The sequence below is a fragment of the Pseudodesulfovibrio sp. zrk46 genome, assembly GCF_012516435.1.
Lineage (GTDB): Bacteria > Desulfobacterota > Desulfovibrionia > Desulfovibrionales > Desulfovibrionaceae > Pseudodesulfovibrio.
Map to the genome: position 1 here is coordinate 3341896 of NZ_CP051216.1, position 26514 is coordinate 3368409.

The 26514-nt window shown below is 44.6% G+C and carries 28 protein-coding genes and 1 tRNA gene; 17 read left to right on the forward strand and 12 right to left on the reverse strand.

The features are described 5' to 3' along the window. The first annotated feature begins 3 nt into the window (after positions 1–3). Positions 4–1368, forward strand: a complete 1365-nt coding sequence (locus HFN16_RS15060) for an HlyD family type I secretion periplasmic adaptor subunit (RefSeq protein ID WP_168891539.1) — start codon at positions 4–6, stop codon at positions 1366–1368. A gap of 113 nt (positions 1369–1481) precedes the next feature. Beyond that, positions 1482–1661, forward strand: coding sequence for a ferredoxin (locus tag HFN16_RS15065; protein ID WP_168891540.1), 180 nt, complete (start codon positions 1482–1484; stop codon positions 1659–1661). Between the two features lie 1731 nt (positions 1662–3392). Here HFN16_RS15065 and HFN16_RS15075 read toward each other — a convergent pair. Beyond that, the gene (locus HFN16_RS15075) at positions 3393–4802 is read right to left on the reverse strand and encodes a response regulator (RefSeq protein ID WP_168891542.1); all 1410 of its coding nucleotides are present in this window, start codon (positions 4800–4802) and stop codon (positions 3393–3395) included. A 237-nt stretch (positions 4803–5039) separates the two neighbouring features. Between HFN16_RS15075 and HFN16_RS15080 the strand changes: the two genes are divergently transcribed. After that, positions 5040–5135 (forward strand) — tRNA-Ser (locus HFN16_RS15080). 333 nt (positions 5136–5468) lie between these two features. Here HFN16_RS15080 and HFN16_RS15085 read toward each other — a convergent pair. From HFN16_RS15085 to HFN16_RS15095, 3 genes are all read right to left on the reverse strand, one after another. Next, on the reverse strand, positions 5469–5858 hold the full coding sequence (locus tag HFN16_RS15085) for a NifB/NifX family molybdenum-iron cluster-binding protein (RefSeq protein WP_168891543.1): 390 nt from the start codon (positions 5856–5858) through the stop codon (positions 5469–5471). 132 nt (positions 5859–5990) lie between these two features. Continuing rightward, positions 5991–6428: a nucleoside deaminase gene (locus tag HFN16_RS15090; protein WP_247648352.1), complete on the reverse strand. Its 438-nt coding sequence runs from the start codon at positions 6426–6428 to the stop codon at positions 5991–5993. 71 nt (positions 6429–6499) lie between these two features. Then, positions 6500–7315: a phosphoribosylformylglycinamidine synthase subunit PurQ gene (locus HFN16_RS15095; RefSeq protein ID WP_168891545.1), complete on the reverse strand. Its 816-nt coding sequence runs from the start codon at positions 7313–7315 to the stop codon at positions 6500–6502. Positions 7316–7492: 177 nt separating this feature from the next. Here HFN16_RS15095 and HFN16_RS15100 point away from each other — a divergent pair, with 177 nt between their 5' ends. The 14 genes from HFN16_RS15100 to HFN16_RS15165 all read left to right on the forward strand — a co-directional run bounded on the left by HFN16_RS15100 (position 7493) and on the right by HFN16_RS15165 (position 18915). After that, complete coding sequence (locus tag HFN16_RS15100; RefSeq protein WP_168891546.1) at positions 7493–9136, forward strand: CTP synthase; 1644 nt, start codon at positions 7493–7495, stop codon at positions 9134–9136. Continuing rightward, positions 9137–9946, forward strand: coding sequence for a 3-deoxy-8-phosphooctulonate synthase (gene kdsA / locus HFN16_RS15105; protein ID WP_168891547.1), 810 nt, complete (start codon positions 9137–9139; stop codon positions 9944–9946). Further along, a complete protein-coding gene (locus tag HFN16_RS15110; RefSeq protein WP_168891548.1) occupies positions 9939–10466 on the forward strand; it encodes an HAD hydrolase family protein in 528 nt (175 codons plus the stop codon). Before kdsA ends, HFN16_RS15110 begins: the two co-directional genes overlap by 8 nt. Next, a complete protein-coding gene (gene lptC, locus HFN16_RS15115) occupies positions 10467–11075 on the forward strand; it encodes an LPS export ABC transporter periplasmic protein LptC (RefSeq protein ID WP_168891549.1) in 609 nt (202 codons plus the stop codon). An 18-nt stretch (positions 11076–11093) separates the two neighbouring features. Beyond that, on the forward strand, positions 11094–11942 hold the full coding sequence (locus HFN16_RS15120) for an LptA/OstA family protein (protein ID WP_168891550.1): 849 nt from the start codon (positions 11094–11096) through the stop codon (positions 11940–11942). Beyond that, positions 11942–12667, forward strand: a complete 726-nt coding sequence (gene lptB, locus HFN16_RS15125) for an LPS export ABC transporter ATP-binding protein (RefSeq protein ID WP_168891551.1) — start codon at positions 11942–11944, stop codon at positions 12665–12667. Before HFN16_RS15120 ends, lptB begins: the two co-directional genes overlap by 1 nt. Before the next feature lie 243 nt (positions 12668–12910). Beyond that, positions 12911–14317 (forward strand): RNA polymerase factor sigma-54, encoded by a 1407-nt coding sequence (gene rpoN, locus HFN16_RS15130; protein ID WP_168891552.1) that lies wholly within the window; start codon positions 12911–12913, stop codon positions 14315–14317. A 34-nt stretch (positions 14318–14351) separates the two neighbouring features. Continuing rightward, positions 14352–14891, forward strand: coding sequence for a ribosome-associated translation inhibitor RaiA (gene raiA / locus HFN16_RS15135; protein WP_168891553.1), 540 nt, complete (start codon positions 14352–14354; stop codon positions 14889–14891). A gap of 3 nt (positions 14892–14894) precedes the next feature. After that, positions 14895–15344: a PTS sugar transporter subunit IIA gene (locus tag HFN16_RS15140; RefSeq protein ID WP_168891554.1), complete on the forward strand. Its 450-nt coding sequence runs from the start codon at positions 14895–14897 to the stop codon at positions 15342–15344. Positions 15345–15362: 18 nt separating this feature from the next. Beyond that, positions 15363–16244, forward strand: coding sequence for an RNase adapter RapZ (gene rapZ / locus HFN16_RS15145; protein ID WP_168891555.1), 882 nt, complete (start codon positions 15363–15365; stop codon positions 16242–16244). A 2-nt stretch (positions 16245–16246) separates the two neighbouring features. Beyond that, positions 16247–16684 (forward strand): PTS sugar transporter subunit IIA, encoded by a 438-nt coding sequence (locus HFN16_RS15150; protein WP_168891556.1) that lies wholly within the window; start codon positions 16247–16249, stop codon positions 16682–16684. A 9-nt stretch (positions 16685–16693) separates the two neighbouring features. Beyond that, positions 16694–17158 carry a PTS sugar transporter subunit IIB gene (locus HFN16_RS15155; protein WP_168891557.1) on the forward strand — a complete coding sequence of 155 codons (465 nt, stop codon included), beginning with the start codon at positions 16694–16696 and terminating at the stop codon, positions 17156–17158. Between the two features lie 25 nt (positions 17159–17183). Next, complete coding sequence (locus HFN16_RS15160; protein ID WP_168891558.1) at positions 17184–17858, forward strand: PTS sugar transporter subunit IIC; 675 nt, start codon at positions 17184–17186, stop codon at positions 17856–17858. Positions 17859–17994: 136 nt separating this feature from the next. Next, entirely contained in the window at positions 17995–18915 is a 921-nt protein-coding gene (locus tag HFN16_RS15165) for a manganese-dependent inorganic pyrophosphatase (RefSeq protein WP_168891559.1), read from the forward strand. A 158-nt stretch (positions 18916–19073) separates the two neighbouring features. Here the strand turns inward: HFN16_RS15165 and dapA are convergent, their stop codons facing one another. From dapA to HFN16_RS15205, 8 genes are all read right to left on the reverse strand, one after another. Continuing rightward, positions 19074–19955 carry a 4-hydroxy-tetrahydrodipicolinate synthase gene (dapA, locus tag HFN16_RS15170; protein ID WP_168891560.1) on the reverse strand — a complete coding sequence of 294 codons (882 nt, stop codon included), beginning with the start codon at positions 19953–19955 and terminating at the stop codon, positions 19074–19076. Between the two features lie 59 nt (positions 19956–20014). After that, positions 20015–20638: a hypothetical protein gene (locus tag HFN16_RS15175; RefSeq protein WP_168891561.1), complete on the reverse strand. Its 624-nt coding sequence runs from the start codon at positions 20636–20638 to the stop codon at positions 20015–20017. 238 nt (positions 20639–20876) lie between these two features. Next, the gene (locus HFN16_RS15180) at positions 20877–21152 is read right to left on the reverse strand and encodes an HU family DNA-binding protein (protein WP_168891562.1); all 276 of its coding nucleotides are present in this window, start codon (positions 21150–21152) and stop codon (positions 20877–20879) included. A gap of 137 nt (positions 21153–21289) precedes the next feature. Next, a complete protein-coding gene (locus tag HFN16_RS15185; RefSeq protein ID WP_168891563.1) occupies positions 21290–22099 on the reverse strand; it encodes a MinD/ParA family protein in 810 nt (269 codons plus the stop codon). A gap of 12 nt (positions 22100–22111) precedes the next feature. Beyond that, complete coding sequence (locus HFN16_RS15190; RefSeq protein WP_247648353.1) at positions 22112–22960, reverse strand: GGDEF domain-containing protein; 849 nt, start codon at positions 22958–22960, stop codon at positions 22112–22114. Next, positions 22944–24063, reverse strand: a protein-coding gene (prfB, locus tag HFN16_RS15195; RefSeq protein WP_247648354.1) for a peptide chain release factor 2 whose coding sequence is annotated in 2 segments (ribosomal slippage) — positions 22944–23987 and positions 23989–24063 — 1119 coding nt in all. Because the reading frame shifts where the segments join, the coding sequence is not laid out codon by codon here. Before prfB ends, HFN16_RS15190 begins: the two co-directional genes overlap by 17 nt. A gap of 14 nt (positions 24064–24077) precedes the next feature. Beyond that, entirely contained in the window at positions 24078–25586 is a 1509-nt protein-coding gene (gene lnt, locus HFN16_RS15200) for an apolipoprotein N-acyltransferase (protein ID WP_168891565.1), read from the reverse strand. A 1-nt stretch (position 25587) separates the two neighbouring features. Beyond that, a complete protein-coding gene (locus tag HFN16_RS15205; RefSeq protein ID WP_168891566.1) occupies positions 25588–26409 on the reverse strand; it encodes a hemolysin family protein in 822 nt (273 codons plus the stop codon). Positions 26410–26514: the final 105 nt, after the last annotated feature.

A 26514-nucleotide genomic window follows, 5' to 3' on the forward strand; every position in this document is an offset into this window, starting at 1 on the left:
AGCATGAACAATCATGAGAAGTCTACCGATGTGGATAAGACCACCAAGTTCTTTTTTTATCTCTGTGTAACCTTTTGTGTTAGTTTTTTTGTGTGGGCTTCAATTGCCCCTTTAGATATTGTTAGTGATGCTATCGGTGAAGTTGTTCCTAGCTCAAAAGTAAAACGAATTCAGCACCTTGAAGGTGGCATTGTCCACGAAATTAAGATTCGTGAAGGGGATTTGGTTGAAATTGGACAGGCGTTGATTGAACTTGAAGCAACAGCTAGCGATTCAACTGTTGAAGAACTTAATGTACGTGTGTCATCTCTGAAAACGCAGATTGCCAGACTGAATGCTGAATCCAGATGGTTTAATGTAAATGCTGATGATACATCCAAACCAGTCAAGAAAGGGAATGATAGATCGAGTTTTTCAGCTTCATTGTTTACGATTGAGCCAGATTTTTCCCAGTCATTGCGCGAAGAATCACCCGGCTTAGTTGAACAGGCTAGTGAATTGTATAAGGCTCGCCGAGAGCGCTTTATAAATGATATCAACTCACAAAAAGAAAAGATAAAACAACGCGAGCAAGATATTCAAGAAATTACGGTAAGAATCCGTAACCAGAAGCAAAATTTGAAATATGTACAAGAGCAAATTAAGATTAGTGAGGATTTACTAAAAGACAAGTTGACCTCGCGGTACAAACACTTAGGATTTCTCAAAGAAGAGTCTAATCTTATTAGTAAAATTGAAGAAGATAATGCTGCTTTGACTCGCTCTGAGTCAACGTTATCAGCTGCTAAAGAAAAGCTGGACCAAATATCCAATACATTTCACGAAGAAGTTCAAGAGGAATTGCGTAAGTCTCAAAGAGAGCTTCTAGAGTTTTCTCAACGCTTACGAAAAACCGCAGATAGTTTAAAAAGGACCGTTATCCGTTCACCAGCACATGGAATAGTCAAATCAATTTATGTAATGGGAGAGGGTGAGGTTGTTCAGCCAGGAATGACAGTGCTTGATATTGTGCCTGGAGGAGATAAGCTCGTTATTGAGGCTCATTTGGCCTTGGGAGATATTGGCTATGTGCAGGTTGGCCAACCAGCTACAGTTAAGCTTGCTACTGGTGACGCTCGCATGTTTGGAAACTTGGATGGCATAGTAACGCGAATTAGCCCTGATGCTATTACAACGCAGGAAGGGGATACTTATTATCGTGTGATGGTTGAAACAGAAAGCGATCGTTTCGAAAAGGATGGTAAAAAATACCAACTGTATCCTGGTATGCGGTTACTAGTTGGTATTAAGACCGGAGAGCGAACGGTAATGGAGTATCTTCTTTATCCATATTTCGACACGCTTTATCATGGCCTTCAAGAAAGATGATTTTCAAGCTTTAGACGACGAAATAAGTTGCGTATGAAAAGACGCAGGGTGTATAGATGGTTGCAATCAACTGCTGTTAGTTGATGAAGTATAATTTTATCAGGAGGATTGGTATGGCTATTGTTATTGATCCGGATGAATGCATTGGTTGTGAATCTTGCGTCGAAATATGCCCGGATGTTTTTGAAATGGATGGAGATGGTGAAAAGGCAGTTGTTATTAGTGCAGACTCTGATGCTGATTGTGTTGATGAAGCCATTGAGACCTGTCCAGTGGAAGCAATTTCCAAGTAAAAGTCATTTGTTAGCTCAAGGGAAAAGGCCGCACTTGATGCGGCCTTTTTTCTTTATAGATCTATATACCCTCAAGCCACAATAGCCAATCGGCTATGAAACTGGCTCGATTGTCGAATGAGGTATGAACTGCCCCCCCGAAATGATTATCTTCAAGCGCAATGAAGCCGGCGTTGTCGTGCCTAAAGGGGACGAGTTGCAGATGTCTGCCGTCAATTGGCCATAAATGTCGTCGCAAATATGTGAATAATGTTCAGGCTGTATTCATGGGTTAGAGCGTCGGACGTGCAAGGTCATCGGATAACCTCGGACCAGTCAACGGTACCAGAGGTGTGTGGCTGACGACGAAGAGGCATTGACCAACATCATCATATACTATGTCAGCGAGTATGGACGATTGGGCTTATGACTTCGTCATGGGGTGCACACATTTTGGCAAAGCATTTTACATACTGACCATCATCGACGAGTTGTCACGAGAATGCCTTGGAATAACTGGTGCGAGAAGTATGAAGACCGAGGATGTGATGACTGTCCTTGTAAACCTGTTGTCAGCTGAGGACAACCAGACTTCATCAGGTCAGACAACGGTTCAGAATTCAGAGCGAAAGCGATCAGAAGGTGGATTAAAGACGTCGGAGTGAATACTGCTTCCATCGAGCCCGGCAACTTATGAGAAAACGGATACAGCGAAAGTTTCACTGATGGATGTTACGGGATGAACTATTGGATGGAGAGATATTTTATTCGCTGAAGGAGGCTCAGGTCGTGATCGAAACTTGGCGGCAGTCGCGCGATTCTTCCTAGGGATATTCGGCTAGAGGCTGGACAATCTCAGCAGGAAGAGTGCAGACCAACATAAGCCGGAACATCAACTGGAGGCAGGTCAGTTTTAGACCATAGTAAATCGTGGTGGTGTGTCGATTATTCTTGGGAAGAAACAAGTGCCTTCGTAAATTGGTTACTTTCTCTTTGCAAGGAACTTAATGCGTAGTTCTTCTACACGATTTCTGTTAGTATTGAGATCAAAGTAACCAACTCGTGAAGCCGATCGTAAGTGAATCACTCCATACTCCTTATCGTAGAAGCACTCCAAATCATCCACAAAACGAAATATGCGGGTTGTGAATTCTGCACGCACGTAATTGTCATTAATTTCTATAACTTTTCCTCCAGACATTGATTCGATAAGGTTGGATAAGTCCATCATGACAACGTCCAGACTGTCGTTGCTGGGTATGGTTTCAACTCTATATCTTTCAATACTTGCTTGAGTGCAAACACAGTTATCCTTTGTAGGACAATCAGATAAACGGTCATCCCTTAGGCCAAGATTATTCGGTGTCTTTCTTGACCAGGAAGCAAGGATGAATAGAAAAGCAAAAAGAATGATTAATAGAACAGAAAACAATCTTATCATTTTATTCTATCTGTTTTGTATGATTAATATAATCAGCCGAAGACGTGCATGTACAAGTTGTATTCGTATTATCTTTTAGACATTCTCAAGTAGCTGATGACATATTGTTTGTATTCGATGCATTGCGCAGGGATATTCTGAACGGTTTATATCGAATTGTTGTACCCTAGGGAAATACATAAACATAATTATGGTAGAGTTTGCTTCTTCTTGACGTAAAGTTATGAATCTCATCGATTCGGCTTTATGTCCATGAGCTTATTGAAAAAACTAAATATTATAAAGCAAATGATGTTAGTGGTGTTGAGTAGTCAAGGAATTATACCATCTGTCTTTTTAAACCAGCGTAGAAAAGCATCCACACATTGAGGACAAAACTGACGGCCTCGTTCTTCCAAAAGGATCTTAACAGCTCGTTTTTTCGACATAGGCTCACGGTAGGGCCGTTTGGCTGTCATAGCCTCGAACGCATCAGCGACAGCAACAATACAAGCCTCAAGAGGGATTTCATGACCTTTAAGTTTTGAAGGATATCCACCTCCATCCCAGCGTTCATGATGATGGACAGAAACCTCTAATATTTCACTAAGGAGATCGATTGGCTTAAGGATTTCTTCAACGATTTTGACATGACTTTTGATATGTTCGTATTCGTCAGGCTCAAGCTTCCCTTCTTTTAGTAAGACACTATCTCGTACTCCTATTTTCCCTAAATCGTGTAATTGCCCTGCGACGTGAAGCCCATTCAATTGATCTTGAGTAAACCCCATTTCTAATCCAATGCCTATTGATATCGCGGCGACTCGAGAAGAGTGTCCTGCAGTACTGCTGTCACGTGCTTCAAGGGCCTGAACTAGACTGCTAATTGCTGATAAAGTTGTTTTGTTTTCGATTTGTAAACGCTCTCGCTCTTCAAGCATTTCGCGAAAAAGGGAATTGAAAACTTGCTCGATAATTACGGTTAGTTGGCTAACAGTGAATGGTTTAATTAAATATGATGCTGCGCCTTGTCGTAGTAGTTGACGAATGAGCGGTCTGTCGTTTTCATTTGACATAAATACGACTGGAATTGAGGAAAATTCTGACTTCTTTATTGCCTTACATAACTGACAGCCATCCATTTTTGGCATCATTACATCGGTTAAAATTAATTCTGGCCTACATTCATACAACATTTCAAATGCCTCAAAGCCATTATCGGCTGTACTTACGACAAAACCTTCCTGAGTTAACCCTTGTTGAATGAAATTTCGTATTGATGGCGAGTCATCTACAACAAGAATGTGGCTACCTGTAAGAAAAAGGTGAGCATCTAGAAGATCAATGATGCGCATTATATTGTCGCTCATTTTTCCATCTTTAGACAGATAGGCATCTGCCCCAACCGCAAATCCTCGTTCAATATGTGCATCTGTTGTTAATGTAGAAAGAACTATGATCGGAATATGAGCTGTATTCTCATTTTGTCTTAGTTTTGTACAAAGCTGAAATCCATCCATATGTGGCATATCAATATCAGTTATTATCGCATCATGATGGCGAGATAGCGCCTTATCTAATGCTTCCACGCCATCTTTTGCCATATCGACTTTGAAGCCTGCTTCTGTCAGATAATTATTCAAAACATATCGGGCAGAAGAAGAATCATCCGCAACTAATATGCTAGGCGGCTTGTCAAGCTTGGAAAGCCTATTTAAACAGTTGTATGAAATAGTGTTCATGTGATCATATTAGCTCTTCTACAATTTTTTTGGCAACTACAATTGATTTCTATGTGAATAATTATAACAAGGAGTCATGGGGGAGTCAGAGTTGATGCAATACGTAAGAAGTTGCTAAAAGGTCTGCCTAATAGCGCTAAAGTTAATTGCAAGAAGCAATTCAATGGTTGCCTAAAAATGCTTGCCAGTTGCGAAGAGTCTGTTTATATCTCCTTTCCACATTGGCGTTTGCCAAAAGGAGAGGTAGCGAAGTCCGGCCGTAACGCGCTCGACTCGAAATCGAGTTGGCGGTGAGTAACCGTCACGTGGGTTCGAATCCCACCCTCTCCGCCACGAAAACATTGGGACTATAGGTAAATGCCTGTAGTCCTTTTATTTTTCATTGGTGCACTAAGCATTATATCCGATTTAGTAATGGTTGTGGTTCATTGACGTACATGTAGACTGTCCACACTTAACAGATTAGAACCTCTCTAGGATTGCTTCAAAGCGAATCAATCGTGATTAGAACGGATGTTATTAGCGATTACTAAGAAAGAATGAAGGGTGATGGACGAGAATCACAAGAAATCGAGATAAAGACGAAACTTACCTCTCTTTGTAAAATATAAAAAAGGCCCCCGTATTAAAATCACGAGGGCCTTTTCATATTATACGATATTCAATTTATAGTGGTTTCAAATCATGTTTATGATCGTGCCCATGACTGTCACAATCATGGTGATCACAGGTTATGAGTTTGTCCTTTATGTGTCCAGAAATCCACCCAGCTGCAACGTTATCAATTGGGCCGGAACAACCGCGAATAACTTCAATGCCATTTTGAGTAAGAATGTTTACTGCGCCTTGTCCCATGTTGCCTGCGAGCATTACTTTTACACCCATCTGGGCCAAAACTGGTGCGATGTCAGATTTACAACCACATCCCTCAGGTGAGTCCATGGCTTCAGTCTTAATTATCTCCTTGGCATCATTCAATGTCATAATAGTGTAGTGATCACAATGGCCGAAATGGTCATCAATTTGTCCATTGCGAGTGGGAAGAGCAATTTTCATATTTCATCTCCTGTCGGTTTCAAATATTGATAAGGAAACAAAATAATCACCTTCATAATTTTGTAAAGAGACTGTAATTATTCAGACTTTTATAGTCTGAAATAGAAAGCAATAAAAATTACTACATAATAATTAACGCTTTCTTTTCTCAAGAAAAAAACGCTTCAGAAGTGAACTACATTCGCTCTCCATTACACCACTTAAATACCAAAGCTTATGATTTGTAAATGGAAGGGCAGAGCCTTCAAGATTTGATACTATGGCTCCTGCTCGAGGATCTAGTGCTCCAAAAACTACACCTCCAATACGGGCGTGCAGAAGTGCACCGGTGCACATCAGGCAAGGCTCAAGGGTAACAGCAAGGATCGTTCGAGGAAGACGATAGTTGCCTAACCTATTTCCTGCATATCTTAGACATAGAATTTCTGCGTGAGCCGTAGGGTCCTTCGTTGCAATAGGCTTGTTATGGGCCTTAGCAATGAGATCGCCGGATTCAGTGAACAAGGCCGCGCCGATGGGAGCTTCTCCCATCTGTGCGGCCTTGCATGCTTCCTGAAATGCGACGTCCATGAGGGCGCGCCAACTATTTCCATTGAGCGCGGCAGGAGGCGTCGGTAACGGCATATTATACCTACGTAATCCTATTGACCTTTTAGGTACTTAACACCAGCTTCCAACATGGCCAAACCAAGCGGCATGTCTGGATTGGTGCCACGCGTCCAAGAGGGGTGATTGGTAGGGTGGTTATACGCCTCGGGGTGAGGCATCAATCCCAGAATACGACCAGTGGGATCGGTCAGCCCAGCAATGCCCATAGGAGAACCGTTGGGGTTGAAGGGGTAGTCTTGAGTTGGCTCCTTGGTTTCGGGATCGATGTACTGAACAGCGTATAAATTGTTGTCTATGATCTCCTTGAGCATGACATCATCCATAGGAATAATCTTCCCCTCACCATGACGAATAGGCACTTCAAGATAGTCAAGCCCCTTGGTGAAAACGCAGGGAGAGTTAGGGTTGGTCTTCAGGGTGACCCAACGATCTTCGAAGCGACCTGAATCGTTATAGGAAAGTGAGACCTGACGTTCAAAATATTTACCACCTACCGCGGGGAGTAGGCCAAGCTTGCACAAAAGCTGAAAGCCATTGCAAATGCCGAGGATGATACCACCGTTATCAAAAAATCCTTTCAACTGATCAAGGACGGGGTTACCATCTTCGGTGCTGGACCAACGCCAACGGAGGGCTGCAGCTTGTGCAGCTCCGAGATCGTCACCATCCAGAAATCCGCCAGGACAAAGGAGGTAATTATACTTCTCCATCGTAACATGCCCTGCGGCAAGGTCGGAAAAGTACACAATATCCGTATTGTCCGCTCCAGCGGTTTTAAGCGCGTATGCGGATTCATCGTGACAGTTGGTACCGTATCCGGTAATGACAAGGGCGTTAACGCGAGCCATGAATTTCTCCTCTCTCTATTGACTTTGTGGCTGTACCCTGCAAAATATTTGCGAAGCAACGATTTGCTGGGCTGCAACATACTTGTCCAGCGCTAGTCAGTCAACACGGATAACAAGTGAGTTTATCCGTGAAATTCTTTTATAATTCAAAAGCATAACGAAGGGGCTCTCTCTCGTATGAAAACCAAATTCATTTTTATAACGGGTGGTGTTCTGTCCTCCTTGGGCAAAGGTTTGTCTGCTGCAGCCATTGGCGCACTCCTTCAAGCCCGTGGTCTCAAAGCGACCATTCAGAAACTCGACCCGTATATCAATGTCGATCCCGGCACCATGAACCCCTTCCAGCATGGTGAGGTTTACGTCACTGACGATGGTGCCGAAACCGACCTCGACCTGGGTCACTACGAGCGTTACTTGAATACCGCGCTGAGCCAGCAGAACAACTACACCTCCGGCTCCATCTATAATTCAGTGATCCAAAAGGAACGTCGTGGTGATTACCTCGGCGGCACTGTGCAGGTTATCCCTCACATCACTGACGCCATCAAGGAAGCGGTTATCAACCTGCCCAACGGCGAAGACGTCGCTCTCATCGAGATCGGCGGCACCGTTGGTGACATTGAAGGTCAGCCTTTTCTGGAAGCCATTCGCCAGCTCAAAAATGACTTGGGCAAGGAAAATGTTCTGTACATTCATCTTACATTGGTGCCGTACATTAAGACCGCAGGCGAACTGAAGACCAAGCCCACCCAGCACTCCGTCAAGGAGCTTCGTAGTGTGGGTATCCAGCCAGACATTATTATTTGTCGGGCAGAAGAAGAGTTGGAAGCAGAGCTTAAGCGCAAGATCGCTCTTTTCTGTGACGTCGACTCTGACGCGGTGTTTACCGGCGTAGATGTTTCCTCAATTTACGAGGTTCCTCTGAAGTTCTACGAGGAGGGTGTTGATCAGAAGATTGCTATTCAGCTCAGACTTCCCGCCAAAAACGCAGAGCTCGCTCCTTGGGAGAAGCTGGTGCACTCCCTGTACAACCCCAAGGGAACGGTTAAAATCGGTATTATCGGCAAATATGTCGACCTGACCGAAGCTTACAAGAGTCTCCACGAAGCCCTGGTACACGGTGGTATTGCCAATGAGGTTAAAGTGGAGCTTGAATATGTGAATTCTGAGAAGCTCAACACTAAGAACTTCGAGAAAAAGCTCAAAAATCTTGATGGAATTCTGGTTCCAGGCGGCTTTGGTTCCCGAGGTGTTGAAGGCAAAATTCTCGCTATCAAATATGCCCGTGAAAACAAGGTGCCGTTCTTCGGTATCTGTTTAGGTATGCAGTGCGCTTGCATTGAGTTCGCGCGAAACGTTATCGGTCTTGAAGGTGCAAACTCTGAAGAGTTTGATACAACGACTCCGCACAATATCATTTATTTGATGAAAGAGTGGTACGATTTCCGCACTAAAAAGACTGAAGTGCGCGACGAAGGCTCTGATAAGGGCGGCACAATGCGTTTGGGTTCTTATCCTTGTAAGCTCAAGAAAGATACCAAGGCGTATGAGGCATACAAGACCATCAACATAGATGAACGTCATCGCCATCGTTTTGAATTTAACAATGAATTCATCCAGCAGTGCGAAGAAAACGGTCTGGTTTTCTCTGGTACTGCTCCTGATGAATCTCTCATGGAGATTGTGGAAATTCCTGACCATCCGTGGTTCTTGGGTTGTCAGTTCCATCCAGAATTCAAATCCCGTCCTATGGATCCACACCCTTTATTCCGGGACTTCATTAAGGCATCGAAAGAAGATAAGGCCAATAGGGGTAATTAGTTGAGTATCAACTACCTATATGAAAATTCTCGGTCCGGCCCGTTTATTCTGGCCGGACCGTGTGTCATTGAGGGACGTGAAACAGCCATGCAAACAGCCGAATTTTTGGCTGAAGTTGCGGCTAAGTTGAAATTGCCATTAATTTACAAAAGTTCGTTCGATAAAGCGAACCGAACATCTGTGACGAGTTTTCGTGGCCCCGGTTTAGAGAGTGGACTTAATATTCTATCCGAGGTTAAAGAGGCTTTTGGACTGCCTATAGTGACAGATATTCATCATCCCGAGCAGGCAGCAACAGTAGCCGAGGTCGCAGATGTTATTCAAATCCCGGCCTTTCTTTGCCGTCAAACAGATCTGTTGGTAGCTGCAGCCCAAACTGGGAAAATTATCAACATCAAAAAAGGTCAATTCTTGGCTCCTTGGGACATGAAAAATGCTGTAGAGAAGGTGCGTGCATCTGGCAACGAACAAGTGTGGCTGACCGAGCGTGGTTCTACATATGGCTACAACAACTTGGTTGTTGACATGCGGTCCATCCCTGAGATGCAAAGCTTTGACGTTCCAGTTGTCTTTGATGCCACTCATTCTGTACAGATTCCTGGTGGCTTGGGCGGAGCTTCCGGCGGTCAACGTGAATACGTGCCTGTCCTTGCAGCCGCAGCCGTGGCTGCCGGTGCTAATGGTGTATTCATGGAATGTCATCCCGATCCAGATAATGCCCTCTGTGATGGTCCAAATAGTCAGCCGCTTAAAAAAGTCGAGGCACTACTGACCCGACTGAAGGCTATCTGGGAGATCAACAATGGATGATCGCGCCAGAGAGTTGGCGAAAAACATAAAACTTCTTGTGCTTGATGTCGACGGCGTCCTGACCAATGGTGGTCTGTACTATGACGCTAATGGTATCGCCATGAAACGGTTTAATGTGCAAGACGGTCTTGGTATTAAGTTAGCTCAGGCTGTTGGCCTTGAAATTGGCGTCATAACAGGTCTAAATCAGAAGCCAGTAGAAAATCGCATTACTGAACTTGGAATTCGGCATTATTATGCCGGGCATCATAATAAGATTCCACCTTTCCTTGAAATGTGTGAAAATGTAGGCGTTGAACCATCCGAAGCAGCATTCATGGGTGATGATTGGATTGATCTGGGAGCAATGCGTACAGCGGGGTTGGCAATTAGTGTCCCCAACGGGGTGCCTGAAGTAAAAGCTGTTGCGGAGTTAATTACCTCTCGTAGCGGCGGCGAAGGTGCGGTTCGTGAAGCTATTGGTTTCATCTTTGAAGCCCGAGGCTTAATGGAAGAAGCCCTTAAACAGTGGACGGATTAGATGAAAGGGCGTCCAGCTCTCTCCTTCATAATAATTTTCGCAGTGGGTATAATTCTTGGCTTTATAGTCAAAGAGATTCTCTTTTCGTCGCCTCTCGTTGAGAGGAGTGAGGATTCTATCAAAACTGAGAAAACGCGTGAGGAGATTCTTAACGAGGCGGATATCGTAGCTGAAGACATTGAGCTCGTTCAAGGTAAGCAGGGCGCAATGACTTGGAAGTTGCTTGCAAAATCAGCAAAATATAATCAAGAAAAGAAGTTGATTGGTGTTGTACGGCCACAACTGACGGCATACTACGGCGATGATCGGCAAGAAGTTTATGTTAAGGCTGACCGAGGCGAAGTCGATCAGCAAGATGACAATCTAACATTGTATGACAATGTGACCGGACGATTTGGCGATATGGAATTAATCGCTCAGCATCTTGACTACGTAGGTGCAATCGATAAGGTCTATCTCAAAGGGGGCGTAATTGTGCGACGTCCTGACATGACCCTTCAAGCCGCTGCAGTCGAGATCAATTTGGTCACTCATGAACTGGTTGCAGCTGGAAGGGTTAATGCGTTGCTGGCCCCTGAAGGGTTGGATAAAAACCCGTTTAAACAGTAGAGAAGGAGTATGACTCCGATGAAGATCTTATATACCACTGCTTTAACTCTCCTTTGCCTTCTCTTAGCCTCTGGCTCGGCTTGTGCCGAAGACTGGGGTGAAATTCGCGAAGCGACGCAAAATCTAAACGTTCGTGATCAACGCACACCCAAGGGTGAGCATGTCGTGACATTGGCTCGCGGTCAGCGAGTGAAAGTTGATTTCTTGAGAAATGGTTGGTTTGCAGTTTTTAATCTAAATGAAGCAAGTCGAGATGAAAAACGCGCTATTGGTTATGCCAACTCTAAGTTTTTAGCAAAGGTCGCTCAGCAACCATCTAAAAAAACTGCGGACGAAACCACAGCAGTCGAATCCAAGCAAGCGAATGGGGAAGGGGAAGTTAAAGCAGGAGTAGCGGCAACACCGCCTTCCGACACTGGCAGTTTGGGAGTTGATCCAACAAGGACTCCTGTTCAAATTTCCTCAGACAGAATGGTTTACAACGAAAGCGGAAGAGTCGTCTCATTTGTTGGCAATGTTGTTGCAGAGCATGGTGGCTTGACGCTTTGGGCTAATAAACTTTCAGCTTACCTTGGTTCCAAGTCAGGAAAGCAATTTTCCGCTGATTCTATTGAGAGAATCGTGGCATCGGGCAATGTGCGCGCCAAGAAGGGCAAGTCTGAGGGGACTTGTGGTAAGCTGACCTACTTTGTGGCAAGCCAGATGCTCAAAATGGAAGACAATCCCAAGCTTCAAGATGGCCCCAATAGCCTGACAGGTGAGGTGATTAATTTCTACGCTCGCGAAAATCGTAGCGAAGTTGTAGGAGGTAAAGGACAGCGTGTCCGCGCTGTATTCATGACTCCAGAAGGCGTGAAGGTGCCTTAATGTCTAAAGGACTTACAGCCACCAATCTCTCTAAAAGATATGGTCAGAAAGAAGTAGTACACGGCATCAATTTGGAAGTTAATCCACAAGAAGTTGTGGGCTTACTCGGTCCTAATGGAGCGGGTAAAACTACTACCTTTTACATGTTGGTAGGCATCGTTAAGCCTAACACAGGTCAAGTAGTTCTCAATCAAGTTCCACTGACAGATAAGCCTCTTCATGAAAGAGCACGAATGGGGGTTAGTTACCTGCCACAGGAAAACTCCATTTTTAAAAAACTATCTGTTCGCCAAAATCTTGAAATAATACTTGAACAGACTTCCATGAACAAAGCTGCTCAAAAGGAGCGAGCTAATGAACTCATGGAAATGTTTAGAATTACGAAGTTGGCAGACCAGGCGGCTATGTTTCTCTCAGGTGGAGAGCGACGTCGTTTGGAGATTGCTCGTGCACTAATTATGGACCCACAATTTATTCTGCTTGATGAACCGTTTGCTGGGGTTGACCCAATTGCAGTCATTGACATTCAAGAAATTATTTCAGTTCTTAAGTCTATGGGCATAGGCATACTGATTTCAGACCATAATGTGCGTGAGACATTGAACATCTGTGACCGTGCGTACCTTGTATATGAAGGAACAGTTATTCTAGAAGGCAATCCAGAGGAGATTGTACAAAACAGCCGTGCCCGTCAAATTTATTTGGGCGAAGATTTTAGTCTGTAACCCCTTTTTTTACATCTCATAAGCGTTTCTCGATTTACACCTCATCTAAAGGTTGGTACACTTTTTTCATGTGCCATCGAAATAATAACTAGCCCAATAGTTTCGACAGGTTACAAGAGTGTTCTTGATTTTAACATATTGCTGTGGCAATAATATTATTAAGAAGTGGAAAAAAGTTACGTCAATACCGACTATTTGATTTCAAACCGATAGAGATGCCTTCGCAGCCTCCGGGATTTATATATGGGACTCGAACTCAGGCAACAACTTAAGCTTTCCCAACAACTGGTCATGACGCCTCAGTTGCAGCAGGCTATCAAGCTGTTGCAGCTATCTCGTCTTGAGCTGCTGGAAACTGTTCAGCAAGAGCTCATGGAGAATCCGTTTCTAGACGAAACTGAAACTGAGACTGAAGTCCGTGAAAAGGAAGAGCTGACAGAATCCCAACAAGAAGAGGAATTGGTTCGAACTGCGGATTGGGAAAATTATCTCGGAGAATTTTCGTCTACCTCCAAGCAGGCTTCTGCACGTGACTCCGAAATTCCAGAAGAAGGACTTTCCTTTGAAGCACGGCTTGCCTCAAAGCCTTCACTGGAAGGGCATCTCAATTGGCAAATGCGGCTTTCGAATTTTACAGATAGTGACATTGCTATTGGTGAAATTGTCATCGGAAACGTTGATCATAATGGTTATCTTCAGGCTTCCAATGAAGAGATCATGTCCATGGTTCAGGCTACCGAAGATGAAATTGAAGATGTTGTAAAGCGTATCCAGCGGCTTGATCCTGTTGGCGTAGGAGCTCGAACTCCTCAAGAATGCTTGCTCGTTCAGATGGATGTGCTTGGATACGATGATCCAATTTTGGAATCTTTGGTTCGTGATCATCTCGAAGACTTGGAAAAGAATCGCTATAAGCCACTCGCGCGAAAGTTTAAGATTTCCATGGAAGAGCTCAAGGAATATCTTGATCTTCTTCAGACTCTTGATCCTATGCCGGCAACAAGCTTTTCAAGCACTGATCCGCACTATGTGAGTCCAGACGTTTTTGTCTATAAGTACGGAGATGAGTTTGTCATAATCCTTAATGAAGATGGCTTGCCTCGTTTGCAAATGAACAGCTTCTACATGGATTCTATGAAGGGTGCGGCGGATAAAGAAAAAGAATATTTTCAAGAAAAAATGCGATCTGCCGCATGGTTAATGAAAAGTCTGTACCAACGGCAGAGAACATTGTACAAAGTAGTTGAGAGTATTGTCCGTTTTCAACGGGAGTTCTTTGAAGAAGGTGTAACCAAGCTCAAACCTTTGATCCTCAAGGAGGTAGCTGAGGACATCGAGATGCATGAGTCTACCGTAAGCCGAATTACTACCAGTAAGTACGTTTCAACGCCGCATGGCATTTATGAATTGAAGTTTTTCTTCAATAGTGCACTGGATTTGAATGACGGTTCTCAGGTAGGGTCGGAAAGCGTAAAGGCGCTCATCAAGCAAATGATCGCCGAGGAAGATACGAAGAAGCCACTAAGCGATGAAAAAATTGGAGAAATACTCAAGGAGAAACTCGATGTTAACATCGCAAGGCGAACCGTCGCCAAGTATCGTTCCGCCATGGGTATCGCCTCTTCTTCAAAGCGTAAACAATACTTCTAATTAGTTTCTCGTATAATCAACCAGGAGGTAGCATATGAACATAAGCTTCACTTTCAAGAACTTTGAGCCGTCCGACCACTTAAAGGACTACGCACAGAAGCGTTTTGAAAAGGTGGGCAAGTTCGTTTCCGATACCGAAGCCGATCTCCAGGTGAACCTGCTGGTCGACAAGTTCCGTCATAAGGCGGACGTTATCCTTAACGCGGACAGCATCCATATATCTGCATATGAAGATTCTGAAGACATGTACTCGACCATTGATATGGTATTAGACAAGGTCGAGGCTCAGCTTCGTAGAATGCGTGAGAAGATAAAGAATCGCAGCCGTCAAGGCCGTGGTAGCAAGGTTCAAATGAATTTCTTGTCTTATGATGATGTGACTGGAGACGAAGGTCCTTCAATTGTAGGCACTGATTCATATGAGGCCAAGCCCATGTCTATTGATGAGGCTGCAGAACAACTTAATACGCTTGATAATGAATTCCTCGTTTTCTTGAATGCCGAGACTGAGGGTGTAAACGTAATCTATAAGCGAAAGAACGGCGATTTCGGACTGATCGACCCCGGAAACTAGACTATGAAGCTTGGTGACTACCTGGAAAAGGACCTTGTCCTTTCCGAATTAACCTCTGCAACTAAGGCAGAGGTGTTAAATGAACTTATCACTCCTTTGAGTGAAAAATATCCAGAGATGGACACGAACCAAGCGGTTCGTGTCCTTCTTGATCGTGAAAAACTCGGAACAACTGGTATTGGAGATGGAATCGCAATACCACATGGAAAATTAGAGGATTTGGATAAAGTTATCGTTATCGCGGGGCGAAGCAAGACTGGTGTCGAATTCGATGCGTTAGATCATAAGCCGTGCTCGATTTTTTTCCTTGTTCTAGCCCCTGAGAGTGTTGCTGGAATGCACCTACGTATTCTAGCGCAAATTTCTCGTATATTGAAGGACTCTGAATTCCGTAATGAGTTTATCGGTGCAGATGGTCCTGAAGGTCTTTGGAAACTCCTCCAAGGTGTTTAGCCCAAAAGGATTCTTTCTTTGAGCCCAAGTAATACCTTTCCCGTTGTTGTAGTCACCGGTATTTCCGGTTCTGGAAAAAGCACAGCTCTCAAAGTATTTGAGGATCTGGGCTTTTTTTGCATTGATGGACTTCCTGCGGGAATGTCAGCCAAGATCGCTGAGTTAATCCTTAAAGAGGATGCTAAATATCGTGGCCTGGCTTTGGGTATGGATATGCGTCAACTAGAATTTTTGGATGGCTGGCATAATGCTCTACGAGACCTTACTGATCTGGGAATAGTGCCACAGGTATTGTTTTTGGAGGCAAAGCAGGATGAGTTAGTTCGTCGGTACGCAACGACACGAAGGCTCCATCCTCTTGAAAGTCAATCTCTAGGACTGGAGCAGGCCCTTGCAAAAGAAAGAGAAATGCTCGGGCCAATTCGTGAGAATGCCGAGTTGGTACTAGATACTACACATTACTCAGTACATGACTTGCGAAGAGTTATTCAAACAAAATGGACAGCGATTGAAGAATTAGGGCGTGGTATGCGAGTGCATATCATTACTTTTGGGTTTAAATACGGTGTTCCGACAGAAGCAGATTTTGTCTTTGACCTTCGATTCCTTCCTAACCCTTATTTTGACAAGAACCTTCGTCAATTGTCTGGCTTAGAAAAGTCTATTCAAAATTATGTTTTGAAGAGTGATGTTGGAGAAGAGTTTGAGGCGAAATTTTTGGATTTTATAAGCTACATGTTGCCTCTTTATGCAGATGAAGGGCGTTATAGAATAACACTAGCGTTAGGTTGTACTGGTGGCCGACATCGTTCTGTATCTGTGGCTGAGTCCGTACTGGCTACCTTAAAGAAAAAAGGGTATGCAGTCACAATTGAACACCGACACATGGAATTGGGATAATTATGATTGCAAAACCAACCACTAATACTAAACAAGTCGGGGTGGTAATTGTCACCCACGGTGCTTTTGCCAAGACCATACTGGATGCTGCAGAAACAGTTCTTGGCCCCCAAGAAAAATGTATCGCTATAGGAGTCGACGTAAATATTGGCGTTGATGAGACTATGGAGGCAATTCGCAAAGCAATTCGATCAGTAGAAAGTGGAAAGGGCGTCGTTGCCCTAACTGACCTTTTTGGAGGCTCACCAACTACAATGAGCCTTTCTCTTATGAAATCAGAAAAGTTAGAAGTTATTACAGGTGTGAATTTGCCAATGCTGGTATCAACGCTTCAACATCGTTCCATGAATCTTGATGCGTTGGCTGATAAAGCTAAATCTGCAGGACAGCAAGGTATAAAGGTCGCGGGTGCAATGCTGCGTAAAAAGGCTAAGAAATAGGGAGTTACCGTGACTCTTGTACGCATCGACAATAGGTTGATTCATGGGCAGATCATAGAAACTTGGCTTCCGCACACAGGCGCCAAAACTGTGATTGTTTCAAATGATGCTCTTGCCGCAGATATGTTGCAGCAAGAAATCATGTCACTGGCTATCCCTCAAACCATCTCTTGTATTTTTTGTTCGATCGAGCAACTCGCTGATGAAATTGAAGAGAGAAAAGATTCAGGTGAATCAGAATCTATTTTGGTTCTTTTTTCTTCTTGTCCGGATGCCAAACGTGCATATGAATGTGGATTCGGATTTGAAGTTTTGAATATTGGTAACGTTCATTATAGCCCTGGGAAAAAGCAAATTTCCCCTAGTGTAGCACTCTCTGACGATGATGAAAGCTGTCTCAAACAATTATCCCAAAAAGGCGTAGAGCTTGATTTCCGTTGCGTACCCAATGATCCTATTCAGGTGAGGTTCTAGATATGTCTGTTGCTAGTCCATATCTTTGGTTCGCACTGGTCGCTTTTTTTTTGCCCTCTTTTCTCTCTTCCGTTTCTCACTTAGTCTCGGACTTCTAGAACGTCCACTCGTTGTTGGATTGTTCTGGGCGCTCTTCACTGGGGATATTGAAACCAGTTTATATATAGCAATCTTTTTTGAGCTTTTTTGGTTGGATCTCATACCTGTTGGAACGTATATCCCACCACACTTAACGGCAGCGACCTTTGCCGCATTATCGCTCACAACATATTTTGGATTCAGCGCCCCTGGACGGATTATGGGCATTCTGTTTATGAGCATGCCTTTGGCTTGGGTTGGGGCTAAATTAGAGTTCATTCTACGTGAACAGGAGAAGGGGAGCTACAACTCACTTCTCAATTGGTCTCGGAATCCTAAGGATCAGAATGTGCCATCAATTCTCGTAGCGCGGGCTATCGGCCGGAAGCTTATTTTTTCCTTTTCAACTTTTTATTTATGTCTGCTTGTTCTGATGTTCACATTTCAAGCATTTATATCATTGTTTCCCGGCTTCTTGCTTTCAATCGACATAACATGGGCCCACCTTTGGATTGCCGCAACATTGGGAGGTCTCATGGCTCTTAGGCTTAAGCGTGTTTATGTCGTATTGGCAATAGGCACAGCTCTTGTTGCCTTTTACCTAGCCTCTATGAGTATCTAAAATTTTTTCGTTCGATATTGTGTTTTTTCACCTGTTTTAACTTGCACAGGTGGGAAAGATTGTGATATTTGGCACATTCTATTTCAGAGGTAATTTTCCTGATTTCAGGAGTAATTTAATTAGGAGGACTTTAGATATGGCAATTTTGGTTGTTGGACACAAAAACCCCGATACCGATACCGTCGCTTCCGCGATTGCTGTCGCTGATCTTTTCACCAAGCGTGGCCAGGAAGCCAAAGCTATCACTCAGGGCGAAATCGCTCCTGAAACTGCTTTCGTGCTTGAGAAGTTCGGCTTCACTGCTCCCGAGATCGTCACCGACGCTACCGACCAGCAGATCATCTTGGTTGACCACACCGATATCTCCCAGACCATCGACAACTTGGACAAGGGTGAACTTCTTGCTGTTGTTGATCACCACAAACTGGGTGATGTTACCACCCCCAACCCGCTGGAAATGTGGGTGTGGCCTGTTGGCTGTACCGGTACTGTCATCAAGGCCATGTACGATTTCTACAACGTTGAAGTTCCGGCTAATGTTGCAGGCATCTTGCTGTGCGCCATTCTGAGCGATACCGTCATGTTCAAGTCCGTGACCTGCACTGAGCAGGACAAGGAAGCAGTAGAAACACTGGCTAAAATCGCCGGCGTTGAAGATGTTATGGCTCTGGGCATGGAAATGTTCAAAGTCAAGTCTGCTGTTGACGGTGCTACCCCGAATGAACTTGTTTTCCGCGACTACAAAGACTTTGACATGTCCGGCAACAAAGTTGGTATTGGCCAGCTGGAAGTTGTTGATTTGTCTATGCTGGACGCTCACAAAGAAGCTCTTCAGGCTGAAATCGAAAAAGTCAAAGCTGATGGTCGTCACTCCGTCTTCCTGCTTTTGACTGACATCATGAAGGAAGGCTCTGAGATGCTTATTGCCTCTGACGATCCGTCTGTTGTCGAAAAGGCTTTCGGCGTTGCAACTGACGGCGCTCCCGTCTACCTGGACGGCGTGATGAGCCGCAAAAAGCAGGTTGCCCCCAACTTCATCAAGGCCTTCGAAGGCTAGTCTACTAGACTAAAATAGTGCGCAAAGTCAGGCCCGTCAGCGTTGTGCTGGCGGGCCATTTTATTAAAATTATAATTTTAACACCGATACATAGCAAAAAAAGCGGAGCAACAAACGTTGCTCCGCTTGGGATGACCGAAAAAAGCCCTGATCAAAAATTATATAACGCCAGCTTCTTTAAGTATTTTTTTAAGCTTCGGCTTGTTGTCTTCTTGCATCGGGACAATTGGAAGACGGAATGAGGCTTCAGGGAAAATTCCCATCATGTTGAGAGAAGTTTTGACCGGAATCGGATTAGTCTCCATGAACATGGCACGATTGACCGGAGCCATTTTCAAACTCAGATCAAGAGCTTTCTCATGATCCTTATTAAAGAAGGCTTTACACATTCCGCTCATTGCCGCAGGCATTATGTTTGAAATAACAGAAATAACACCACATCCACCAACGGAAAGAAGTGGAAGGACAGTAAAGTCATCGCCGGAAAGCAGATTGAAATCTTTACCACATTGCTCAATGACCTGAGCTCCTTGATTAAGATTACCTGTAGCTTCCTTGACTGCAATGGCCTCGGGAACTGCGTCAGTGATCATTTTGAGATGTTCTGGCAAAAGATTTAAACCGGTACGCCCTGGAACGTTGTAAATAACGAATGGCATAGAGGCTTCGGCTGCAATTGCCTTAAAGTGCTCTACCAATCCACCGGGAGTTGGCTTGTTATAATAAGGTGTAATTTGCAAAGCTGCGTCTGCACCAGCATCTTTAGCCATCTTGGTCAATTCGATAGCTTCGCGTGTACTGTTAGAGCCAGCACCAGCAATCACAGGAACGCGACCTTTGGCCTGTTCAACACAAATTTTGATGATACGTCCCTGTTCTTCATGAGTCAGAGTAGCGGCTTCACCGGTGGTGCCGCAGGGCACAAGGCCATCAATACCTTGTTCAATTTGCCATTCAATGAAGTCGCGATAAGTTGTCTCGTCGATCTGACCGTCTTTAAACGGTGTCGAGAGGGCAGTGAAAGCTCCTCTGAGTTCCATGATCATCCCCTCCTGTAAAGCGGAAAGCTGCGGGTTTATAAAAAGGGGCATGAAGCACCCTAATGTAATATGGCGCTCACGTCCGGGTTGTCGGCATAATTGTCGCCAAGTCCAACTGAAAGAGACATGACGGCATTAGGTTCTTCCCAAACAAAAGGTTGAGAACGATCAGGCCATGAAAAAATCCTGACCTCATTTATTGTTCGACCTTTATCATATGGGCGAACCCAGACGCATCGGCCGTCAGCCTCAACACGTCCATTAACGCCGGAGCCATAACCGCTTCCAAACAAGAAATCGGGAGTGTATTCCGGCGATTGTGCCAGATACTCGCGCTCAGCAGCCCACCCCCAGTCGGAAAGACCGATCAAGAGTTTGACCTCATCTTGGTGCTTTTTGACCAAACTAGTAATTTCTCGGATGATTCCTTCTGCAGGAGCATCATGCCCCTTCCTCAGAGAAGGGAATCGAATAAATCCTATCGAATCACCCGACGAAGTCTTTACCTTGGTAAAAGGTGCATCCTTGGCAGCATTTCTCGTCTGGTCGACGTTGACACCTAGATGACCAAAATAGTTGGCTTCATCCTGTGCGAGCATGGCGATGTCATAGTTCATTAAATCATAGGATTTTGCAAGACCGGATACCAATTCAGCAGCAGGTTTTTTGCCGCCAGGAACCATGAACTCCCAAGCACCGGAAACGAGAAGTATGGGCTGATCTGACTTTTTAGCGTCTAAAAAATACGTGGCCCGCCGGGCCACCCCTCCAAGAGTCTTACCGCCTCAAGAAGGGCATGGCCGCACCGTGCCATACGTATTTGCTGAGTAGAGAATTGTCAGCAACGGCTGACCTGCTCGTGCGAACTCACAAGATAAAAGAATTGCCGCCACAAGCAGGCAGTATGAAAACCAACGCATTTTAGTCGTTAATAAATTCTTTCAACTCTTTACCAGGACGGAAGAAGGGAAGCTTTTTAGGACGAACCTGAACGACACTACCTGTCTTCGGGTTACGGCCAGTGTAGCCTTCATAGTCCTTGATTTTGAAGCTGCCAAAGCCACGGATTTCGACTCGGTCACCACGGAGAAGGGCTTCCTTGACGGAATCGACGAAGGCTCCGACCACCTTGGTGGCTTCGTCAACGTGCATTTTTTTCTCTTCAGACAGAGCCTTAATCAATTCGCTCTTGTTCATAGTGTCCCCCTGGAACTATAGAGTTAACCGAAAGCCCCATTTTGAGGCCTTTCGGGCAACAAAACACGGAACTCTTCTAAAATTCTCACTAACTATGCCGAAAAATAACTCTTTTCGTCAACCCCTTATTTATAATTTCACACAGAAGGGAAGTCTTTAAGAATAGGACGCCCAGCAATTCGCTCTATATTGGCCTCCCTGTAACGCATAATCTTTTGCGCTAACATCTTGATATCTTTACTTGCTGGAGCATTCGGAGCAAATTTCATCAGCGGCGTTTGACGACGAACAGACTCAACGAGAGTCTGATCTTGGTGAATGAAGCCGAGATTTCGAAGCTCGATATTCAAGAAGTTTTTACAGGCAGCAGACAGTCTGTCAAAAGTCTGCTTTGCTTCACTAGCCGATACTGCTTGGTTTACGATTACTAGGAAATCCTTAACATTATGCTGTGTCGCCAAAACTTTAATCATGGCGTAGCTATCGGTCAGTGATGTCGGCTCTGGAGTAACCACGACAATCCGAAGTTGGGTCAGGGCAGCAAACGATAGAACCGTATGGCTAATGCCAGCACCTAAATCAAGCATGAGATAGTCATATTCACCCGCAAGAGTAATGAGTTTCTTGAACAAGATATCCTGCATATCTTCATCCATCTCAACCAATTCAGGCACACCGCTAGTGGCTGGCAGCATATCGAACCCGTCCTCAATAGGGACAAGAACATCTTCGGCGTCAACACCTGTCTGCATTAAATCGTGCAAATTTCTTTCTGGCGATATCCCGAGTAGAACGTCAAGATTGGCTAAGCCAAGATCACAATCCATGAGCATGGCGGTCATTTCCGCCTCATGAAGTGCATACCCCAGATTTAGGACAATATTAGTTTTTCCAACTCCGCCTTTGCCGCTCATGATGGACAGGCTAAGTGTATTGTTATCGTTCATGACTTATCTCCGTTAATTTCCACCAAAAAGGAATTGCTTTTCGTTTGCATGAACCAGTGTGTCATTAGGTACATTGTCCACAAAGGGTAGCTTTGAAACCTTGACTTGATCTTTGCCAGAGGTCTTGGCTTCATACAACGCATCATCAGCCAACTTAATGAACTCATCAGCGGTTATATCTACGGAGCCCTTGTAGCAAGTAAGACCTACAGAGCAGGTAACATTAAAGATTTTAGCACCATCGGGAGATACAAACTCAATTTCCCGAAATTCATTAAGAAGACGACTTAAAAGACGTTGCGCTTTGACCACCCCAGATCCTGCCATAATCAAAGCAAATTCCTCTCCACCATATCGAGCAGCTAAGTCATAGCGCCGAGTTGTTTGCTCAAGCTTCTGAGCAAAAGAGGACAACACTTCATCTCCTTTGGGATGACCATATGTATCATTGATGGATTTAAAGTTATCCAAATCAAAAATAGCAAGTGAAAGGGGAGTCCGTGCTCGCTTTGACCGTTCAATTTCAATATCAAGAGTACGGTCAAAAGCTCGTCGATTTGCCAATCCAGTAAGGGCATCATGCTCAGTTTGATAAGCAAGACGTTCAAGTGTCTCCTGAAAACGCTTAAGATGCGGAAAAGCGTCACCATCAATCGGCAAGCTTAGCCAGCCGCTCAGATTATGCTTGCTAGAGAGATCTTCCCATTCGCTAGGTGACACACCTTGAAACAGTCGAAAGACCCAAACGGCATCAGAAGCATCCCCATCTTCTCCAGAGAAGAAGCGGTTTCCTAATTCCTCTCGAAGTACGGCAAGCTCTGTGGCCAATTCGTTTTGCGGAAATTTAAGTGTTTTGTCCATGGGCATGCATAAAGAGTAAGTAGTTGCGGATCATTTCGTCTAGGTCGCCATCAAGAAACGCCTCGACATTACCTGTTTCGCTGTTGGAGCGATGATCTTTGACCAGCCGGTATGGTTGGAGTGTATAGGTGCGGATCTGACTTCCCCAAGCAATGGCTTCCTTGGCCTGATAGTCTTGTCGACGGCTTTCCTCAATTTTTTTGAGTTCAGCTTCATACAACCGTGCCTTCACCAGACGCATGGCAGTTGCTTTATTTCTGTGCTGTGATTTCTCATTTTGACACTGAGCAACAATTCCAGTGGGTATGTGGGTGATTCGCACGGCAGAACTAGTCTTGTTCACACTTTGACCACCGGGGCCACTTGATCGAAAAGTATCAATACGCAGATCTTCTTCCTTCACATCGATTTCAATGTCATCATCCATGTCGGGATAGACATCAACAGAAGCGAAAGAGGTGTGCCTTCTACCAGAAGAGTCGAAGGGCGATATACGAATTAGTCGATGTACTCCAGCTTCTCCCTTGAGAAGTCCATAGGCATACAATCCCTCTATTTGTATAGTCACACTCTTAATTCCAGCTTCATCGCCATGCTGAAAATCCAATTGATTTACTTTAAATCCCTTACGCTCCCCATAGCGAGTGTACATTCGCAGAAGCATCTCGGCCCAATCTTGTGATTCGACACCGCCAGCTCCAGGATGAATTTCAAGAATAGCATTGTTTTTATCGTGTTCAAAAGCAAACATTGTAGCCAACTCGGTTCCAGCTAGACGAGAGCGGAACAAGTGCACTTGGGCATCTAAAGCATTCAATGTTTCCCCATCTGCCTCTTCCTGTGCCAATTCAAGCCATGCATCAAGGTCGTCTTTTGCTTCAACAAGGTCGTCGTACATTCCGAGTTTGATACTAAGTTGGCTTTTTTCCTTTAGCACAGGAGTGAGCGCATCAGGCTTATCCCATGCTCCAGGTTTTGAAAGTTCCAATTCTATTTCATCAAGTCTATTCTTGGTTTCAGTATAGTCAAAGACGCCCCCAAAGAGACTCAAATTGATCTAAAAGATCCGTCGATACGGCTTTAAGCTCAGGAAATTCTTTCATTACTTAATATTATCCTACTGTTCTTTTCTTCTGGCACCGAACACAAATAAACCATACATCGCAACAGTCAGAGCGTAGATTGATCTAGCGATTAAGTCGTAATTCCTGTGGAACGGTGTGGTATCATTTATCGGGGCGACGAATGCGTTCAAATGCTCTGCCTTGAATTGAGTACTCATGGCAGTAATACGCCCCAACGGATCGACAAAAGCAGAGATACCTGTGTTTGTAGAGCGCACCAACCAACGTCCTTGTTCAACGGCACGTAAAATTGTCAGATTTAGATGTTGATTTGGGGCGGAAGTCTCTCCAAACCATGCGTCATTACTGATGTTCAGAATCACGCTCGCACCACGTTCTACCTGTTGTTGAGCAAGTTCCGGAAAGATGCCTTCATAACAAATCAACATTCCAAGAGCAACGCCGTCGATAATGATAGGCTGGTTGTTGTCTCCTGGAACAAAATCTCCTGCAGCCTGCACTAATTTTTTAAACGGAATCCACTCCTCAAATGGCATATATTCGCCAAAAGGGACCAGGTGTTCTTTGTCGTACCGCTGGAGAGCTCGCCCAGTATCGTCTACTAACCATGCACGGTTGTAGAGAACGTACTTACGTGCTTTGGCATCAATAACTTTATACGCAGGAGAGCCTGTAATGATAGGAGTTCGACTGTCTTTGGCAAGGATTTGAACAGCTTTTTTATAAGGAGTCTTATCCTGAAAATAAAATGGCATAGCAGTTTCAGGCCAGATGACAACCTTGGGATGGAAATGACTAATGGCCTGCAAGGTCAAGGTTGCATATTTTTTAACTGTAGCTGCTTGATACTCAGGATCCCATTTGGCACCTTGATCAATATTTCCTTGAATAATTGAAATAGGATATGATGCCTTAGGACCGTTGAAATGACTTATCCTAAGTACACCAAAGGCACAGATGCCGATAGACAAAGAAATTGAAAGGTATAGCGTGCTACGGTAGGTGGAGAATAGGAGCGCTGCGACTGCGAGCATAGTCAACACACCTGAAAGCCCGTATGCGCCTAACAGTGCTGCTCCTTGTATAGCAAATGGCCAAGGTGCAAAAGCTGAAGCAAGATTTGTCCAAGGGAAACCAGAAAACAGCCACCCCATTAACATTTCCAGAGAAGCCCAAGTCAGTCCTGCTAATAGACACAAAGGGATGCCTTCAAGTTTTTGGCCTGCCTGGTACATAGCAACTGAAAAGAGGCCGTAGTAAATTCCCATGGCAGCGGCCAATACAACGGGGCAAGGAAGAGCGATAAACCATGGAAGCCCACCGTAAGTCTGAACTGGAATTACCATCCAGTAATAACAGCCAATGCCAGCAAGTAGACCTGCAAACCAACCAAACTTAAAGGCTTGCTTCAAAGAGATGGCACGAAGACCAATCCAAGTGAGAGCCAAAGGAAAGGCTAGAGCAGCCAAAGGAAATTGTAAAACAGGATTAGCAAATCCCAGCCAAGCTCCGAGAGTGCCGACAAGAACGAGAGAAAACAATTTATACGCCTTCTAGAGGTTCGATGCGAATGGCCCAAACTTGACGTTCATCAGCTTCCAAAACGGTAAATCGTTTCCCGTCAAAGGTAAAAAACTCCCCAACATTGGGGATACGTCCAGCCATGGCGGCGACAAAACCACCGATGGAATCAACATCTTCACTCTCCAGGCAAAGGCTGCATCGATCACAAACTTCATCCAAGGGCACACGACCGGATACGATGAAAACATCGTCAGACAGTTCTTCGATTTCGTCGGGACGGTCTTGATCATATTCATCAGCTATTTCGCCTACGATCTCTTCAAGAACGTCTTCCATAGTCACTATCCCAGAGGTGCCACCATATTCATCCTGAACAATGGCTAGGTGTATCTTTTCTCTCTTGAAAGCGGAAAGAACATCATCGAGACACATCTCCTCAGGGACGAAAAAAGCCGGTCGCATCAAACCTTCAATAGGTTGATCTCCGTTGCCGTCGAGTAATGGGGCAAGCAGATCTTTGGCATGCACAACCCCCACAATGTGATCCTTGGTGTCTTTATATATGGGAATTCGGGAGTGAGATCCCTCATTAAGAATGACTGAGGCGACGTCTTTCACGCTGCTATCCACTGCGACACAGTCCATGTCTGTACGTGGAACCATGATTTCCGTAACCTCTTTTTCGTCAAAATCGAGGATATTGAGGAGCATTGAAACTTCGTCGCCCTCGATTTCTCCCTCGGCTCGTGCTTCGAGGATGTGCTCCTCAAGATCTTGTCCGTTGGAGCCAAATATTTTTTTGAAAATGTTGGTAAATCGACTGTCAGATCCTTCGTCCAAGACCAGACTCCTTCCAAAATGTTTATGACTTGCCGATATGAAACCCCCTACATATGTGGGCTTCAATATAATTGGAATATTTAGACAGTGGAGAACCGGCTGTCA